Source organism: Brachyspira catarrhinii (assembly GCF_005518285.1).
GTDB classification, from domain to species: domain Bacteria; phylum Spirochaetota; class Brachyspiria; order Brachyspirales; family Brachyspiraceae; genus Brachyspira; species Brachyspira catarrhinii.
The window spans coordinates 1-17008 of the sequence record NZ_SJDU01000009.1 but is presented as its reverse complement, the minus strand read 5'-3'; the positions used below and the strand labels follow the sequence as shown (position 1 = coordinate 17008).

At 32.6% G+C, this 17008-nt stretch carries 19 protein-coding genes; 11 read left to right on the top strand and 8 right to left on the bottom strand.

Features of this window, described 5'->3' with window-relative positions; genetic code table 11:
* Positions 1–332 precede the first annotated feature (332 nt).
* From vapC to EZH24_RS00845, 5 genes are all read right to left on the bottom strand, one after another.
* Entirely contained in the window at positions 333–734 is a 402-nt protein-coding gene (gene vapC / locus EZH24_RS00865) for a type II toxin-antitoxin system tRNA(fMet)-specific endonuclease VapC (RefSeq protein ID WP_137997246.1), read from the bottom strand.
* On the bottom strand, positions 731–979 hold the full coding sequence (locus EZH24_RS00860) for an antitoxin (protein WP_137997245.1): 249 nt from the start codon (positions 977–979) through the stop codon (positions 731–733). The genes vapC and EZH24_RS00860 overlap by 4 nt, the downstream gene beginning before the upstream one ends.
* 150 nt (positions 980–1129) lie before the next feature.
* Entirely contained in the window at positions 1130–2569 is a 1440-nt protein-coding gene (locus tag EZH24_RS00855; RefSeq protein ID WP_137997244.1) for a short-chain fatty acid transporter, read from the bottom strand.
* Between the two features lie 129 nt (positions 2570–2698).
* The gene (locus EZH24_RS00850) at positions 2699–3373 is read right to left on the bottom strand and encodes a 3-oxoacid CoA-transferase subunit B (protein WP_137997243.1); all 675 of its coding nucleotides are present in this window, start codon (positions 3371–3373) and stop codon (positions 2699–2701) included.
* A gap of 14 nt (positions 3374–3387) precedes the next feature.
* Positions 3388–4068: a CoA transferase subunit A gene (locus EZH24_RS00845; protein WP_137997242.1), complete on the bottom strand. Its 681-nt coding sequence runs from the start codon at positions 4066–4068 to the stop codon at positions 3388–3390.
* A gap of 267 nt (positions 4069–4335) precedes the next feature.
* On the opposite strand from EZH24_RS00845, the gene EZH24_RS00840 reads away from it, so the two are divergent.
* The gene (locus EZH24_RS00840) at positions 4336–4965 is read left to right on the top strand and encodes a hypothetical protein (RefSeq protein ID WP_137997241.1); all 630 of its coding nucleotides are present in this window, start codon (positions 4336–4338) and stop codon (positions 4963–4965) included.
* Positions 4966–5001: 36 nt separating this feature from the next.
* Positions 5002–6675: a LysM peptidoglycan-binding domain-containing protein gene (locus EZH24_RS00835; RefSeq protein WP_170310817.1), complete on the top strand. Its 1674-nt coding sequence runs from the start codon at positions 5002–5004 to the stop codon at positions 6673–6675.
* Between the two features lie 75 nt (positions 6676–6750).
* Here EZH24_RS00835 and waaF read toward each other — a convergent pair whose 3' ends face one another.
* From waaF to EZH24_RS00820, 3 genes are read right to left on the bottom strand one after another with little or no spacing between them, the layout of a single operon-like run.
* A complete protein-coding gene (gene waaF, locus EZH24_RS00830; protein WP_137997239.1) occupies positions 6751–7734 on the bottom strand; it encodes a lipopolysaccharide heptosyltransferase II in 984 nt (327 codons plus the stop codon).
* A gap of 6 nt (positions 7735–7740) precedes the next feature.
* Complete coding sequence (locus EZH24_RS00825) at positions 7741–8514, bottom strand: hypothetical protein (protein WP_137997238.1); 774 nt, start codon at positions 8512–8514, stop codon at positions 7741–7743.
* A gap of 15 nt (positions 8515–8529) precedes the next feature.
* A complete protein-coding gene (locus tag EZH24_RS00820) occupies positions 8530–9210 on the bottom strand; it encodes an ATP/GTP-binding protein (protein WP_137997237.1) in 681 nt (226 codons plus the stop codon).
* 146 nt (positions 9211–9356) lie between these two features.
* On the opposite strand from EZH24_RS00820, the gene EZH24_RS00815 reads away from it, so the two are divergent.
* The 9 genes from EZH24_RS00815 to EZH24_RS00775 form a co-directional block, all read left to right on the top strand.
* Positions 9357–10013 (top strand): hypothetical protein, encoded by a 657-nt coding sequence (locus EZH24_RS00815; RefSeq protein ID WP_137997236.1) that lies wholly within the window; start codon positions 9357–9359, stop codon positions 10011–10013.
* Positions 10013–10504, top strand: a complete 492-nt coding sequence (locus EZH24_RS00810) for a hypothetical protein (protein WP_137997235.1) — start codon at positions 10013–10015, stop codon at positions 10502–10504. Before EZH24_RS00815 ends, EZH24_RS00810 begins: the two co-directional genes overlap by 1 nt.
* A 159-nt stretch (positions 10505–10663) precedes the next feature.
* The gene (ftsA, locus tag EZH24_RS00805; RefSeq protein ID WP_137997234.1) at positions 10664–11920 is read left to right on the top strand and encodes a cell division protein FtsA; all 1257 of its coding nucleotides are present in this window, start codon (positions 10664–10666) and stop codon (positions 11918–11920) included.
* A 218-nt stretch (positions 11921–12138) separates the two neighbouring features.
* Complete coding sequence (locus tag EZH24_RS00800; RefSeq protein ID WP_137997233.1) at positions 12139–13071, top strand: flagellar filament outer layer protein FlaA; 933 nt, start codon at positions 12139–12141, stop codon at positions 13069–13071.
* A gap of 115 nt (positions 13072–13186) precedes the next feature.
* A complete protein-coding gene (locus tag EZH24_RS00795; RefSeq protein ID WP_137997232.1) occupies positions 13187–13744 on the top strand; it encodes a hydrolase in 558 nt (185 codons plus the stop codon).
* Positions 13745–13799: 55 nt separating this feature from the next.
* Positions 13800–14561, top strand: coding sequence for a triose-phosphate isomerase (tpiA, locus tag EZH24_RS00790; protein ID WP_137997231.1), 762 nt, complete (start codon positions 13800–13802; stop codon positions 14559–14561).
* A 168-nt stretch (positions 14562–14729) separates the two neighbouring features.
* Positions 14730–15680 carry a DUF3298 and DUF4163 domain-containing protein gene (locus EZH24_RS00785; RefSeq protein ID WP_236847025.1) on the top strand — a complete coding sequence of 317 codons (951 nt, stop codon included), beginning with the start codon at positions 14730–14732 and terminating at the stop codon, positions 15678–15680.
* Positions 15681–15700: 20 nt separating this feature from the next.
* Positions 15701–16366, top strand: a complete 666-nt coding sequence (locus EZH24_RS00780; protein WP_137997230.1) for an endonuclease III domain-containing protein — start codon at positions 15701–15703, stop codon at positions 16364–16366.
* A 68-nt stretch (positions 16367–16434) separates the two neighbouring features.
* Positions 16435–17008: ABC transporter substrate-binding protein (locus EZH24_RS00775; protein ID WP_236847024.1), on the top strand; the 574-nt coding region annotated here is incomplete at its 3' end.

The window sequence follows — 17008 nt, the reverse complement described above, 5'->3', positions numbered from 1 at the left end:
ATCTTTAACTTCCTCAAAATTGAAATCGCTTAAAGTTGCGTTGACTAAATTCTCGAGCAAATCTTCGTTTCCATTTTTTCCGAGTAAGTATCGAGCAAATAAATCGCTTAATTTCTTTACTTCAATATTATCTTTCATAATAACATTATACCAAAAAATTATTCCTTTGTCAAAATACTATATTAGTAAATTAAGACTAAAATTAAAAAATATTAAAATAGTTTAGATTAGAAAAATATATTATTAAAACTCATAAAAATACGGGATGCCGAATTAACGACAACCCGCATAAATAAAATTTTAAAATAATTATAAGCCGATATAAATTATAATTAAATCCAATTTTCAATTTTCAAACCTTTTATGCGTTTAAATTCTTTCAAATTATTTGTGATAAGAGTAAAATCTTTTGCAAGCGAGCAGGAGGCAATAAGCATATCCATAGAACCTATAATTTGTCCTTTACTTTCAAGTTCCGTTCTTATTTTTCCGTAAACCAAAGCGCATTCAATATCAAATTCCACAATATTAAACGGAGATAAAAAATTATTCAAACTCAATAAATTTTGTTCTCGTTTAACGCTTTTATAAACTCCGTAATAAAGTTCTGCCACCGTAATACTCGATATTGCAATTTCGCCAAAATTATAACTTTCAAATTTTTTCCTAACATTTAAAGGTTTATTTTTGATAATATAAATGCAAATATTAGTGTCAAGCATTAACTTTTTCAAAATAAATCCTCTCGTTTTTGAGTATTTTGATTGAAATCTCTGCTATTTAAAACTTTTGTAAAATCTTCGGAGAATTCGTCCAAATTATCGAACCAACTTTCCCATATATTTTTATCTTCTGGCATAATCAAAACTCCGTTTTCAACTTTACGAATAATAACCTCTTTGCCTTCAAAACGAAATTCTTTCGGCAAACGAACGGCTTGAGAATTTCCGTTATTAAAAATTTTAGCCTTTTGAAACATATTAATTCCTAAATTAAATATATATTAGTTAGTATATATTTTTAGATTAATAAGTCAATATTAAATTTATTAACTTTTAATAAAAAATACGGGATGCCGAATTAACGACAACCCGCATTTGTAAAATTAATTTTAAAGGATATGCTCAATTTATAAGAAGAATACCCCAGCTCCTATGACTAATCCGCTCACAATGAGAACTATTAAAGTATAACCCATAATATCTCTCGCTCCAAGTTTAGCCAAACCGAGCGCAGGCAAAGCCCAGAACGGTTGAATCATATTTGTCCAACTGTCTCCGTAAGCTATACACATCGCCGTTTTTGCAGGGTCAACTCCGATTTCCAATCCCGCGGGCATCATAATCGGTCCTTGAACAACCCATTGTCCGCCGCCAGATGGAACGAATAAATTTACTATTCCCGCGCTTAAGAATGTGAATAACGGGAAAGTTTTTACCGTAGATACATGAACGAAGAAATTACTTATTACATGAGCGAGCGATAATCCGTCCGCATTAACTCCCGTCATCATGCCCATAATACCAGCATATAAAGGGAATTGCAATATTATTCCAGATGCTCCTTTACTTGCTTCGCCGAAAGCGTCTATTAGACTTCTTGGCGTTCTATGAAGAAGAACTCCGAGCATTAAGAATATAAGGTTTACAATATTCAAATTTAAATCGAATTTTCCAGAAGAGGCAAAATAATAAACTATATAAGCAAATCCTAATATTGCAAGAATATAGTTTACAAAACAACTATTTTCCAATTTTTCCGCTGGAGTCATTTTTGCAAACTCTTCTTTTGAAACGGCTGAAAAATAAAGTCCGCTTTTAGGCTTTAATTTATAAGGGTCGTCTTTAGCTACATCATCAACTTTTAACTCTCCTATCAATGCAGGGTCAATAACGAATACATCCTCTTCGTTTTTAGGATGCATCAAAACATTTATAATCGGAAGCAAAATCCACATTCCCACTACAATAAATATATTGTAAGGAGAGAATAAAGTTTGACTTACGGGAACGGCTTGAGTCAAAGAACCTCCCGTTGCCGATAAATCTCCGCCAGCTATTACCAAAGGAACAGAACCCGAAAAACCCGCATGCCACAAAACGAATCCAGAATATGCGGAAGCTATTAAAAGTCTATAGTCTATACCTTTCACTTTTCTTGCAATTTCTTTCGCGTATATCGCTCCAATAATCAAACCGAATCCCCAATTCAATATACAAGCCGTATATGAAATTATACTTACCAAAGCTATTCCTTGAGCTGGAGTTTTAGGAATATTTGACAGATGGTCTAAAAGTTTTTTGAATGGAGGCGACAAAGCTAAAACATGCCCTGTTACCAATACCAAAACCATTTGCATACTGAATGCCAGCAAACTCCATACGCCTTTACCCCAATGTCCTACTAATCCAATAAAACCTTGTTTAGTAAATATCATTGAGGCTACGAATACTATAATTGTCAGTATTACGGCAAAAATATAAGCATCGGGCAGAAATTTTTGCATCACCATTGTCGATGCATGCGCCAGCCCTTCGATTATACCTCTTTTCTTTTTAGTGTTACTCATTTTTCTCTCCGTTATTTGTATTTTTTTGTTATTTTATTATTATTTGTCATTGCGAGGGTGAAACCCGAAGCAATCTATTATTTTGGATTACTTCGGCTGCGCCTCGTAATGACGATTTTATTTTTTGATTTATAAAGTATCGACATCCACCTGTTTAGGATTATTTATTATCAAATCCGCATCGGTATTTGCCTTTATATCCTCTATGCTCGAAGTTGAAAATATTTCCGTAAGTTCCAATCCCTTATCGGTTACTTTCATAACTCCCTTTTCCGTTACTATCATATTGACTTGATTTTTAGCGGTAAGAGGAAGCGTGCATTTTTTAAGTATTTTTTTAGCTCCTTTAACCGTATGTTCCATAGCGACTATAACCAATTTAGCTCCGACTACCAAATCCATAGCGCCGCCCATACCAGGAACCAATTTACCAGGAACCATCCAGTTTGCCAAATTGCCTTCTTGGTCCACTTCCAAAGCTCCCAAAACCGTAGCGTCAACATGTCCTCCTCTTATTATCGTAAAAGAAGTAAAGCTGTCGAAATAAACTCCGCCTGGAAGCAAAGTCACCAATCCGCCGCCAGCGTTAGTAACATTAGGGTCTTCTTTTCCTTTTTCGGGCGTAGGTCCCATTCCTACCATACCGTTTTCCGATTGTAGTAAAACTTCGACTCCATCGGGAATATAGTTTGCTACTTCCGTAGGCAATCCTATTCCCAAATTAACCAAGTCTCCGTCTTTAAGTTCTTTAGCCACTCTTTTGGCTATAATTTCTCTTGTTTTTTCTTTTGATAATTCTGCCATGATTTTCTCTCCTTTTAAGCCTTTTTAAGTCCTTTAGCCAAATAGTCGTAATCGCTTTTAACCACATAGTCCACGAATACGCAAGGAACGGTTATATTGTCGGGGTCCAACTCGTCCACTATTTCTTTTACTTCGGCTATAACGGTTTTACAAGCCATAGGCATTATCATATTCCAGTTTCTCGTAACGCCATGGTGGAATAAATTTCCGTATTTATCCGCCTTATCCGCATAAACAAGCGCTATATCTCCGTATAAAGGTTCTTCAAGAATATACTTCTTGCCTTTAACTTCGATTATTTGCTTGCCCTCTTCTACAAGAGTTCCTATACCCGTAGGAGTCAATACGCCTCCCAAACCAGCTCCAGCCGCTCTTATTCTTTCGGCTAAAGTTCCTTGTGGCACCAATTCGACTTCGATTTCTTTGTTATTGTTTTGTTTTTGCGTTTCGGTGTTAGTTCCGATATGCGAAACTATAACTTTAGAAACTTGACGATTGGTCATAAGCCTACCGTAAGATTTGTCGGCAAAAGCTGTGTCGTTTCCAACGAGAGTTAGGTTTTTTACTTTGTTTTGGTCTGCAAGCAAATCCGTAATCTCCCATGCAGAACCCCATGCTAAAAACCCTCCAAACATCACTACCGAGCCGTCTTTAATCAAATCGCAGGCTTCTTGTTTTGAAATTATCTTTACCATAGTCCCATCCTTTTTGTAAGTTGTTTATATGTTATTTATATATTATAGTCAAAAATAACGATATTGTCAAGTAGTTATGTTAATTTTTTTAAATTTTTTTGGAATTTATAAATAAAACGACTTGACTTTATTTAATTATTATAATATTGTTAACATATTATAAATTGTATATATTTAATATAATTAAAAAAAATAATTTAGTTTTTTATTTATTATATAATTTATGGTTTTAATCTAAATATAAAAAAACGGAGGATTAATCTAATTATGAATTCCAAAAATTTTAAATTCAAAAAGATTTTTATTACGATATTCGTTTTGTCGGTTGTCTCTTGCGGACTTCCAAAAAAAGAATATCAAAGGGTAACGGCTTTAAGAGACACGGTTAATAAATATACCGAAATTAAAACTTTCGCTCAAAGCGACTACGATATAGCCGAACAAGGTTATGCGGAAGCGGACATTATAATGAAAGAGGAAAATAAAGACGAAGCCAAAAAAGCTAAACAATTATTATTGGAAGCCGAAACCAATTATAATTTGGTAATGGATAAAGGACTCGAGCCTTATTCGGAGATTATAAAAAAGCAAATGGACGAATCTTTTACGAACGCTCAAAATATAAAGGCAAATATTATGTATGCGGACGAATACAATAAAGCCGAAACTATGTATCAGGAAGCCGATTCTCTTTATAATGCCGAAAACGAAAATAAAGATTATAAAGTCTTGGTTGAAAAATTATATAATACCAAAGAGGCTTATTTGACTTTGTATAATAAAGTTAAAGAAGATTTTGATAAAAGCGATGAAGCTTTAACTAAAGTAAAAGAAAGACTTGCCAATTTGGAAAGTATGGTTAAAGAAATAGAAACATTGGAAAAAGAACAACAATAAATTGTTTATAAAAATTTAATTTAAGGAGAAATTAAAATGAATATAAAAAAAATAATATCGTTCATAGCTTTAATATCTTTCAGTTGGTCCGTTTTATTCGCTCAAACTTACGAGGATTCGGCAAGAATAACGGAAGAAGCGGAAACTTTGCAAAATGACGGAGAATATCAAAAATCTTACGATAAATCTCAAGAGGCTTCCGATTCTATAGACCAAACGACAATAGAGTTGTTTTATAGATTAATGAATTTAAGAATAAATAAGGCAAAAAACGATGCCGATAAATCTATAACCGAAATCAATCAATTGGGAGCTTCTGGCGATAATCAATTTAGAGCGAAATACGAAGAAGCGGTTAGATATTTCAATGAAGGCAATAATTCTATAGATTCTTTGCCTTCTTCGGACAATATGGCTCAAAACGAAGAAGATTTTTTAATCGCATCCAACGATTTTAATACCGTTTATTTATCTTATAGCAATGCGCTCGCCTCTGCAAATACGGTAAAGGAAGGTTATTTGACGAGAGAGAGAACGACAGCCACAAAAACCGTAGCGGACGCGAAAGCGAAATATAACGCCGCATTAAACGCTAAAGTATTGACGGCGGGAGACGCTAACGGTAAAGCTATAGCAGATTATTTAAATAAAGCGGACGAAGCGTTAAAAAACGATAATTTTGCAAGCGTGCAACAAAATGTAGCCGCCGCGTTAGCCGCGTTAAGTAAAGCAGAAGCCGCTGCAAAGGCAAAAGCTGAAGCCGAAGCAAAAGCGAAGGCGGCTGCTGCGGCAAAAGCCAAAGCGGACGCAGAGGCTAAAGCGAGAGCGGAGGCTAAAGCAAAGTCGGACGCCATAGCGAAAGCGAAAAACGATATAGCGAACGCTCAAAAGAAATATGATGCGTTAATCGGCGATAATACCATAGTAAAAGGCGATAATAACGATAAAAGCGTTTCGGCATTATTGAACGAAGCCAATAGAGTTCTGCAAAACGACCCAAAAACGGCAAGCGATAGAGCCATAGCGGCGTCAAACAATATGGATAAAATCGTTGCCGATAGAAATTCCGCTATCGAAAGAGAAGAAGATTTAAGAAATTTAGAAGAATTGAAAACGAGACGGGAAAGATTAATTAACGAAGGATATATAACCAGAGACAGCGATGAAGATAAAAATCTATCTCAACTTATAGCCGAAGCCGAGGACGCTTTAAATAAAAATAACAGCGCTTTGGCAAGAGATAAGATGCAACAAGCGAATCAATCTCTAAACGCCATACAAGAAAGAGGACCTAGAAGGACTGGAGACGGCGATGTGGTTATAGGAGGAGCGGGAAGAAACGAAACGGGACAAATAATAGATGGAGGAACTACCGCTAACCAACCCGTTAATACCGAAGGAAAAATAACCGTTCTTCCTCAATATTATATAGTCGTTAGAAGAGTTCCTTTGACGGACGCTTTATGGAGAATAGCTGGATATAGTTATATATATAATAATCCTATTCAATGGTATAGAATTTACGAAGCGAATAGAAATATATTGAGAGACCCGAATAATCCAGACTTGATATTGCCAGGACAGAGATTGATTATACCGAGTTTGAACGGAGAGCAAAGAAGCGGACAGTATGACCCTCAATCCGAGTATATAACTTATGACGAAGCTATGCAGTTAATGAGGGAACAGCAAACCGCAAGTAATCAATAAGATTCCATCAAATACTTTTCTCATAATATAAAATAGTTATGCATATTTATTATGCATAACTATTTTTGTTTTTTATTAATTATTAATAATTATACTCTCAAATTTATTTATAACTTCCTCTGGCTTTATAACCTCTCTACATTCAAAAATTCCGATTTTGCATTCTTTACCGCCGCAAAAAGCGCATTCTATTTTTTTTTCTATTAAATGGCTGTTTATTCCGATTGGAGAGTTTTGATAGGAAGGAGTGGCAAAATATAAAGCGAGCGTAGGAATTCCTACAATCGAAGCTACATGCATCGCCCCAGAATCGTTTCCGATAAAACCCGAGCATAAACTTAAAATTGCGGCTATCATATCGAGTCCAAAATAAGGAATTATCGGTTTTTCGTTTAGCATAGAAGAAATTTTTTCTTGTATTTTTTTTTCTGCGGGAGTCGTTATAAATAAAGTTATCGCATCGTATTTTTTTGAAAGATAATTTGAAGTTTCGGCAAAATATTCTTCTCTCCAAATCTTGCCATAGCTGTTTGTAGCGCCGATTCCGTAAGCGAATATTTTTTTATTTTTGGGATTTACTTTTTTCAAATATTCTTTCGCTTTAATTAAAATTTCTTCTTTTACTTTTAATTTAATTTTAGGACGCTCTTCGCTTATGTCAATCGCTTTAAGCAAATTAATATAATAATCCGCCGTGTGAATCCATCTCACTTCTTCTCTTTCAATTGCATCTGTGAGTAAAAATTTTCTATAATCCGCTTTATATCCGATTCTTCTTTTTATTCCATGTCCGAATATTCTAAACGCGCTTTCAAAAGAATTTGGAAATAAAATCGCCGTGTCGAATTTATATTTTCTCAAACTTGGAAAATTTTTTAATTCTATAATATTGTCGACTAAATCGCTTGCTTCAAATATCCCAAACATTGATTTTTTTGTCATAACGGTAATTTTAATATCTTTATATTTTTCTTTTATCAAGTAAATAGCGGGCATCGACATCACAATATCGCCAAGCCAAGTGGGAGAATGTATAAGAAGATTTTTTATTTCGTTCATTATGTTTTATAAAAAGTCCAAATCCAATATAAATTGTTCGTATTTTTGTATTATTCCAAAGCAAACATTTTTTTCAAGTATTATTTTGCTCGATTTTCTAAGATTAATATAATAATCGTATAGCATATTGAAATTAGTTCCGCCGAATATTTTTGTCCAAATTTCTTTCGCTTCGTCAATTATATTTATGCAATTGCATTTCAGCATATAATATCTTAATTTATTGTTTTCGTTTTGGGATTTTTCTTTTTCCAACGATATTACTATTTCTATTTCGTCTTTTCCGATATAAGTTATTTGGTCTTGAATATATACGCTTTCTTTTATGTCTTCTTTTGTGGGAACAAGTATTTCGTCTTTGTCTAAATAATGATTCGAGCAGTAATCGATATTGTCAAATAATATATCAATGTAAAAAGGTTCGATTTTTATATCTTTAAGCGATTTCAATTCTATCAAAGCGTTCGCCAAACTGTTTATTCCGACATCGAATAATTTTATTTGTAATTTATTTTCTTTTAATTCTATATTTTTTATTATAGCGTTATGCATTTGATTTAATCCCAAATAATTAAGCGCTTTTCCCAATCTTGTCGAATTTGCAAATAAAAAATTTCTATAAATACTTTCGTCAATATAATATTTTTCAAAAACTTCGTTATCCAATATAAGAGATTCTTTATCCGCTCTTCCTTGATATTGATTATAAAATATAGTTTCGTATATGCTCGGCGAAAGCATCGGCGCTATCTCGTATAACTTTTTTATTTTATAATCCATAATTTAAGTCCGTCTCTATATAATATTTATTGCTCTCTTTATATCGTAACCGATTATAAATAAATCGTATTTAGTTTTGATGTTAGGATTATTATCGAAAAAATCCATATTTAAACATGTAAATTTTACGGGAATATTTTTTTCTTTCGATAATTCGCTCGCCATCGATTCGCCTTTAATTATATCGTCTAATGAAGTTTCGTTCATTAAATGAGTATTGTTTACTATGCTTGTTATTTTGAGTCCTAATGTCGCTTCTATATTATTAAAATGTCCCAAAGTATAATCTAAAGTTGAATTTTCTTTTCTGTTTGCATTTAAGACAAATATAATATCCGTTTCTTCAATATCCACATTATCTCTGAAAGTTGCAAAAGACAAACTTCCCGCAGAATTTCCGCCCATATCTACTATTCCTATAATATCTTTATTTTCAAATAATGTATATACTTCCGCAGAAACGGCTGGCAAATCCGCTCCCGATTGAGGTAAATAACTTCCTATTACTTTTATATTTTTATCTTTCAAATAATCAAAATGTTCTCTCGAGCGAAAATAAGGATTCACAACATCCAAATCGGCAATATAAATATCTCTATCCATTTGATTTCTTAAATAAAGAGCGTAATTTATAGAAAAAGTGGTTTTCCCCGAGCCGTAATGTCCGCATACTATAGTAATTCTTTTGTTTTTCATATATCTATAATATAATATATTTTTAAATATTTTCAAATTTTTTATTTAACATTTAAATATAAATTAAATATAAATAATTTTATACTTGAAAATAAAAATATAGTCGATATTATATATTATAGATTTTTATTTAGGAATATAATATTATGAAAAAATATATATTTATTTTTATGTTTTTATTTTGCCAATTTTTGTTTCCTCAAAATTATGCAACCAACGATGCATATAATCCTAATCAAACTACGGCAAATACTAATACGACAACGGGGGAAAATTCTTCAATTACAAACGATGCCGTTATGGGAAGAAAGCCCGCGATAACGCAAACTCCGATTACGGGCTTCAAAGACATTAATTTGGGAGCGACAAGAGAAGACGCTATAAACGCGATATTAAGCGATAGAACAATGATACTTCCAAGAAAATATATGACTGGTTCTGTCGATATAACCGCCGAAGAAAGCGCAACCTTTTTGGCTTTGGAAGAAAATAGATTTTATAGAAGCGGATATTTTATTTTCAAAGACGATTCTCTCTACTCTATAACGATATATTTTCAGCCGAATCAAGTCGATTTTTTGGAACTTTTATCGGCGTTAAATTCTAAATATAGCAAAGGAGCTTTTTTGGACGCGAATACTGTGGCTTGGCAAAACGGAAATATGAGAATAATACTTGAAAGACCTAGTATAATTAAATATATCAACATGAATAATATAACGACAACTTCCGAAACGAGAATAAGAGAAAAAGAAGAAACTCCGTCTCAAAACGAAAGAAACGAAATATTGGAAGGCTTATAATGTTTAAATATTTATTAATAATATTTTTGATTTTTATATTATCTTGTTCTAATTCCAAAAATGAAAATAATTCCAACAATAAAGTCGAAATAATTTTAAGCGGAGAAGATAATAATATAGAAATAAAAAAATATAACGAAAGCGAATTAAAAGAATTGGCGTTGGAATCTTTAAAAGAATTTTTATCTCTGCCTTACGATGCGAGCGGAGTATGGACGGCTTATGAAAAATTTTATTCTTCCGCATATAAAGAAATTCTTAATAAATCGAGAAATATAAAAGACGCGGACGATTATGTTTTATCCGAGCCTTCTTTAGATTTTGAATTTGAAACCACGATAGATAAAGTTTATTCTGTGGAATTGGAAGGAAAAAAGGCTTATATAGAAGTCGATTCTTCCGTTTACGATAGAGTAGAAAATTCAAGTTCCAAAGCGAGGCAAACTTTCGTTATGGAATACGAAGACGATAAATGGGTTATAAGTCGTTAATTTTTTTATATTTTTATAAATTCAGAAAACAATTATTAAAATCAAAGCGCAATATTTAATTTAATAATATTAAAAAATTTAAAAATAATATTAATAAAATTTTTATTTATCCGACAATATTAACATAATATTATTATTGCTATTTGTAGGAGTATAAACTTGAAAGAACCAATAATAGCGGGAATCGATGCGGGAAGCTCGTCTATAAAAACCGTCATTGCTCGAGTAAATGACGATAAAATCGAAGTCATAGGAATAGGCGAAAGCGAAAGCGAAGGAATAATGAAAGGCATCGTTGTAAATATAGAAGCCGCCGCGGACGCTATAGAAAAATCCGTTAATCAGGCGGAACAAATGGCGGGCATTCAATCTCCAGACCCAATAGCTACAATAGGCGGAGAACATATACAAGGGAAAAATAGCAAAGGCGTAATAGGAGTCAATAATAAAAATAAAGAAGTCACACATGTAGAAATAGAAAGAGTTTTGGAAAGCGCAAAAAATATATTGATACCTCAAGATAGAGAAATAATAGAAACCATAGAACAGGAATATTCTTTAGACGAACAAGACGAAATAAAAAATCCAATCGGAATGTCAGGCACAAGGCTTGAAACGAGAGTTCATATAATAACGGGACTCAAATATGTGAGCGATAATTTAAGAAGAACTTTGAATAAAATGAAATTCACTGGAAGGGATTTTATAGTAAATGTTAGAGGAAGCGCCGAAGCCGTTCTCACGAGAGACGAAAAAGAATTGGGGGTTGTCGTTTTCGATATAGGACATTCCACAACTTCTTTAATGGTATTTTTGGAAGGAGCGGTTTGGCATACGGCGGTTATTCCGATTGGAAGTCATCATATAACAAACGATATTTCTAAAGGATTAAGAATTACTATTCCAGCCGCCGAAAAATTAAAATGCGACCATGGATACGCTTTTATAGATATGATAGGAGAGAGAGAAATCATAGAAGTTCCGACAGCGAGCGGTAAATTAAGAACTATTCCAAAAAGAGCATTAACGGAAATAATACAGCCGAGAGTCGAAGAAATATTTAGTTTATGCGGACAGGAACTTGCAAAAATGAAATATATAGATTCTTTATCGGCTGGAATGGTATTCACGGGAGGAGGCGCGTTAATTCCTGGATTAGTTGACCTTGCGAAGGCTTATCAAACGGCGGTAAAAGGAGCTATTCCAATATCTGCAAGAATAGGAGTTCCAGACAAAATTTTGGGAATAAGAGATATAGCGAATAATCCCGCTTACTCCGCGGTTGTAGGAATATTGATGATGAGTTTGGACGAAGCCACTCCAATGAATATTCAAAGCGGTAAAAAAAGTTCGGATAAAAAATTTAAATTCAAAAATCCTTTTAATAAAAATCCGTTTAGCGAATTTTTTAAATAAAATTTTTTTAATATTTTATAATAATTGAATTAAAAATAATAAATTTATTTTTAAATTTTAAGCATATTTTTTAATATAGTTTACATAATTATTCAATTTTCTCTTAAATTTTGAATAATAGGCTTATTTTTTTTATAGAATTTACTTGACAAATTTATTAAATTAGTGTATAAAATTAAATTATATTATGCTATTAATTAGAATAAGGAGTGCAGTAAATGAAGAAGTTATTCACAGTATTAATTTCAATTTTTATCGCCGCATCAGCTTACGGATTGACAAATTCAACTTTGATTGATTTTGTTATAACTGGTAATGCCGATAACTTACAAAGCGAAGATGGCGATACGAATGAATTAATTACAGCCCAACAAAGTATATTTAACGATAATTGGGTTGTATGGTTGAATGAGTCCGCAAGACTTACGGAGAATCGCAGAAATTCGTATGTTACAAATGCGGAAAGTCAGGGTAATGGCGGAACTTGGGAAGCTGGAAATGTTCTCGGAATTAGAGTTCATTTTCCCGTAGCCTCATGGAACAGCTATGCGTTGGTTAAGCCTGGTTATGAGCTTGAAATGTATGGCGGAGCCGAAGGAACTAAATATACCGAAGGCAAAGGCGTTATACATAATGTGGGCGAAATCAGGTCGATAAGTTCATGGGTATATGGACGAAATTATTTAATTAGTTATTTCGTCAATTTGCAAAATGAACTTGGCGTATTGAAGTCTTATCCTATGGGTAATGTTTATTTCAGCGGTTGGAGACAATTGAGATGGGAAAATAGCGAGTATCTTCCAAATGTTCGCGATAGAATATTGGTTAGAGAACCTCTTTACCCTAAAATGATGCCTTCCGTAAAAATAGACTCTTTATGTTTCTACAGAACTAAAGATACCAGAGGCGGAGATTTTATCGTTTATGTTAAAGATATTACGGTAGAACATGATTTAGCCGTAGTAGATTTTGAAGAAGATATAGACGATGAAGGCACATGGCAATTAATAAGGACCGAAAACGAAAGAAGACAAGCCATAGAAGCCGCAAAAATGCGCGAAATATCCGAATTGAGAGATTTGGAACAAAGAAGAATGGGAGCGGATAATCAACAAAATACCGAAGAAGGTAATCAAGAACAAGCTCAATAATTGATTATTGTTGTATTAGAAGTTAAGGGAAAGCAAAATTTATTGTTTTCCCTTTTTTATTTTTTATGATATAATAATTATAATAAAATTATAAATCATATAAACGAGGTAAACGATGAAAGTAGAAAATAAACCCATATTAAACAAAGAAGAGTCTTTATTTATATGCATAGATTTGCAAGAAAGATTGATACCCGCTATGCATGATAAAGAAACTTTGGTAAAGAATTCGAATATTTTACTAAAAACCGCCGAAATATACAATATTCCCGTATTGGTAACCGAACAGTATCCTAAAGGACTTGGAAGCACGGATTCAAAAATAGAATTGCCTAAAAACCATAAAATATTTTCCAAAGATTATTTTAGCGCTTTCGGAGTTGAGGATTTTGTAAACGAATTTAATTCTCTTAATAAAAAGAATATTATAATATTCGGACTCGAAACTCATGTTTGCGTTTATTATACGGTTTTTCATTTGATTCAAAACGGTTATTCCGTATATGTCGTTGCGGACGCTTGCGCATCGAGAACTAACGAAAGTAAAAAAATCGCATTGAAGCAAATGCGAAAATTGGGAGTCAATATAATAACTACGGAAATGGCTTTATTCTCGCATATAGAAAATTCGAGAGTTCCTAATTTTAAGGATTTAAGCAATTTAGTAAAATAATAAAAATAAAAAAATTAAATAACAAAAATAAAAAATATTAAAAAAGGATTACAAAATGGCAAGAAAAAAATTTATAGCTGGTAATTGGAAAATGAATAATACCAATAAAGAAGCTTTGGAATTAGTCTCTCAATTAAAAGATATGGTTAAAGACGCAAAAGACAGAGATATTATGATAGCTCCGACTTTCACTTGTTTAAGCGATGTTCATAACGCTATTAAAGGAACTAATATCAAATTGGGAGCGCAGAATCTATATTTTGAAGAAAAAGGCGCTTTCACGGGGCAAATCTCGGCGGATATGCTTCTTTCGGTAGGCTGCGAATATGTTATTATTGGGCATTCCGAGTGCAGAGACATATTCGGAGAAAAAGACGAACTTATAAATAAAAAAGTTAAAAGAGCTTTGGATAAAAATCTTATTCCCGTTTTATGCGTTGGCGAACATTTGGAAGAGAGAGAAAAAGGAATAACTTCAGATATTGTAAGCGGACAGGTAAAAAAAGATTTTCAAGGTTTGAGCGAAAGCGAAGCCGCTAAAGTTATAATAGCTTACGAGCCTGTATGGGCGATTGGAACGGGAAAAACGGCTACTCCTCAAGATGCGGACGATGTTCATAAAACGATAAGAGAAACTTTGAAATCTATTTATAACGATAAGATTGCCGATAATGTAATAATCCTATACGGCGGAAGCGTAAACGAAAAGAATGCGGACGATTTACTCAATATGCCGAATATAGACGGAGCGTTAGTCGGCGGGGCTTCTTTAGTTGCCGATAAATTTTCAAGAATAGTTAATTATATCGCAAAATAAGTAAATCGGATATTGTATTTATAATTTAAGATTATATAATATAAGATTATGAAACGAATAAATAGAATAATTTATAAGATTATATATTTAATCCCGTTCGCTTTTTTATTTTGTTATAACTTAGCTTTTAGCCAAACGCCGAATATTTCCAAAAAAGAATTTTATTTTATGAAAGGAAGTATAGGCGGTTCGGCTATAACTATGTATCTTTATATCAGAGGAAATAGAATAACGGGCAAATATTATTACGACAGCATTAAGCAATTCATAGATATTAACGGAAATATAAACGGAGACACTTTTTATATTAACGAATTCGTAAATAATAATAAAATAGCGTCTCTAAACGGAAATGTCTCGGAGAATATGTTTTTTTCGGGTAATTGGGTGTCGTCAGATAAAAATAATAGATTCAATTTCAACTTTTCAATCTACGATTCTTCTTCCATAAGCAAAGCGACTATTATCAATTCTTCGTTAAATATAGATTTGGAAGAAAGCGGAAAGTTCGAATCGAGCAGAGACGCGATAGTCATAGAAAATCAAAGAAAATCTAAAGTTTTGGATAAAATTTCAATAGATGTGGACGGAGTAAAGTCTTTGGACGAAGACGGAATAGCCTCGATACTTAATAACGAAATAATAGCCGATTACAATAATTGGAAAAATAATTTATCGGAAGAAACGGACATGACGGTAAAGCGAGAGATAAAAGTATCTTATTTGGATAATAAAATAATATCTTTTTCTATAGATAATTATTCTTACGCTGGCGGAGTTCATGGAATTGACACATCTGTCGCTTATATTTATTCGATAGAAAACGGAAACAGAATCGGAACGAAATTATCCGATTTAATATCAAACCCGAAAGATATGGATTTGATTAATTTAATGAAAAATAAATTATTAATGAATTACGCGGAAAGAGATTTTTTTGATTTTAATAATATAGAATTGAGCGACACTTTCGATATAACTCCAACGGGGATAAAATTTATTTATCCCGTTTATAAAATAGCGGATTATTCAAAAGGCATAATAGAAATAGAATTCACATTTTTAGAATTAAAACCTTTCGTAAATAATAATTCTCCGTTTTTTTATTTATTCGAATAGTTTTTAGGTTTAATGATTTTATGAACGATAAAGATATACATAAAATAATGAAAGAGCTTTTGAGAGTTACTAAAAGTATGCCAATGCCAGTAGTAACCGAAATTAAGCTAACGACAAATAAAGACGCTTACAAAATTTTAATATCGACTATGCTTTCTTTAAGGACAAAAGACGCCGCCACAAGAGACGCTTCTATGAGATTATTTGAAAAAGCGGGAAATCCTAAAGAAATGCTTAAATTGAGCGAAGACGAGATAGCGAAATTGATTTATCCCGTAGGTTTTTATAGAGTGAAGGCTAAAAATATTTTGGAAGTTTCTAAAATTATTATAGAAGATTATGACGGAAAAGTTCCCGATGAAATAGACGAACTTTTGAAACTTAAAGGCGTTGGAAGAAAAGTCGCAAATTTAGTGGTTACCGAAGCTTTTGATAAAGACGGAATATGCGTGGACACTCATGTGCATCGAATATCGAACAGATTCGGATATGTTTCCACAAAAAAGCCCGAACAAACCGAATTCGCTTTAAGAAAAAAACTTCCAAAAGAATATTGGAGAGTTTACAACGACACTTTGGTTATATACGGGCAAAACTTGTGCAAACCTATAAATCCTTTATGCGATAAATGTAGCGTCTCAAAATATTGCGATTATTTTAAAAACGAATATTCAAAAGATATTTAATTTTTATATTGACTTTAATATTATAATTTAATACAATATAGATAATATTTTATTTACGGAGATTTAAAATGAAAAAGGTAATCGTTGTTATATTATTTATTTCTTTTATTTTTATAACTTCTTGTAAAAATAATTCAAAATTGTCGGGCGATACTATAGTTATAAATATGGGAGCCGAACCGCTTACTATAGACCCTAATTTAAATACTTTGAATGTAGTTTCCGCAATGCTCTTTCATGCTTTTGAAAGTTTGACCAAAATAGATTCAAACGGCAATGTGGTAGCGGGGATAGCGGAAAGCTGGGATATATCCGAAGACGGAAGACTTTATACATTTCATTTAAGAACAAACGCTAAATGGAGCGATGGAAAACCATTGACCGCTCATGATTTTGAATATTCATGGAAAAGAGTCGTTAATCCAGAAGTGGCGGCTAAATATTCTTCTATGATGGAAATGATAAAAAACGGTAAAGAAATAAACGAAGGTAAAATAAATTATAACGATTTTGCGGTTAAAGCGTTGGATGACTATACTTTTGAAGTCAATTTAGTCGACCCCGCCTCTTATTTTTTAGAGTTTATTACTACGGTAGGCATATTTTCGCCAGTTAGAGTAGGCATATTTTCGCCAGTTAGAA

Excerpts from the sequence above, each read along its gene's own strand:
- EZH24_RS00860 (WP_137997245.1), bottom strand. The coding sequence starts at position 979 with ATGTTTCAAAAGGCTAAAATTTTTAATAACGGAAATTCTCAAGCCGTT.
- EZH24_RS00855 (WP_137997244.1), bottom strand. The coding sequence starts at position 2,569 with ATGAGTAACACTAAAAAGAAAAGAGGTATAATCGAAGGGCTGGCGCAT.
- EZH24_RS00850 (WP_137997243.1), bottom strand. The coding sequence starts at position 3,373 with ATGGCAGAATTATCAAAAGAAAAAACAAGAGAAATTATAGCCAAAAGA.
- EZH24_RS00845 (WP_137997242.1), bottom strand. The coding sequence starts at position 4,068 with ATGGTAAAGATAATTTCAAAACAAGAAGCCTGCGATTTGATTAAAGAC.
- EZH24_RS00840 (WP_137997241.1), top strand. The coding sequence starts at position 4,336 with ATGAATTCCAAAAATTTTAAATTCAAAAAGATTTTTATTACGATATTC.
- EZH24_RS00835 (WP_170310817.1), top strand. The coding sequence starts at position 5,002 with ATGAATATAAAAAAAATAATATCGTTCATAGCTTTAATATCTTTCAGT.
- waaF (WP_137997239.1), bottom strand. The coding sequence starts at position 7,734 with ATGAACGAAATAAAAAATCTTCTTATACATTCTCCCACTTGGCTTGGC.
- EZH24_RS00825 (WP_137997238.1), bottom strand. The coding sequence starts at position 8,514 with ATGGATTATAAAATAAAAAAGTTATACGAGATAGCGCCGATGCTTTCG.
- EZH24_RS00820 (WP_137997237.1), bottom strand. The coding sequence starts at position 9,210 with ATGAAAAACAAAAGAATTACTATAGTATGCGGACATTACGGCTCGGGG.
- EZH24_RS00815 (WP_137997236.1), top strand. The coding sequence starts at position 9,357 with ATGAAAAAATATATATTTATTTTTATGTTTTTATTTTGCCAATTTTTG.
- EZH24_RS00810 (WP_137997235.1), top strand. The coding sequence starts at position 10,013 with ATGTTTAAATATTTATTAATAATATTTTTGATTTTTATATTATCTTGT.
- EZH24_RS00800 (WP_137997233.1), top strand. The coding sequence starts at position 12,139 with ATGAAGAAGTTATTCACAGTATTAATTTCAATTTTTATCGCCGCATCA.
- EZH24_RS00795 (WP_137997232.1), top strand. The coding sequence starts at position 13,187 with ATGAAAGTAGAAAATAAACCCATATTAAACAAAGAAGAGTCTTTATTT.
- tpiA (WP_137997231.1), top strand. The coding sequence starts at position 13,800 with ATGGCAAGAAAAAAATTTATAGCTGGTAATTGGAAAATGAATAATACC.
- EZH24_RS00785 (WP_236847025.1), top strand. The coding sequence starts at position 14,730 with ATGAAAGGAAGTATAGGCGGTTCGGCTATAACTATGTATCTTTATATC.
- EZH24_RS00780 (WP_137997230.1), top strand. The coding sequence starts at position 15,701 with ATGAACGATAAAGATATACATAAAATAATGAAAGAGCTTTTGAGAGTT.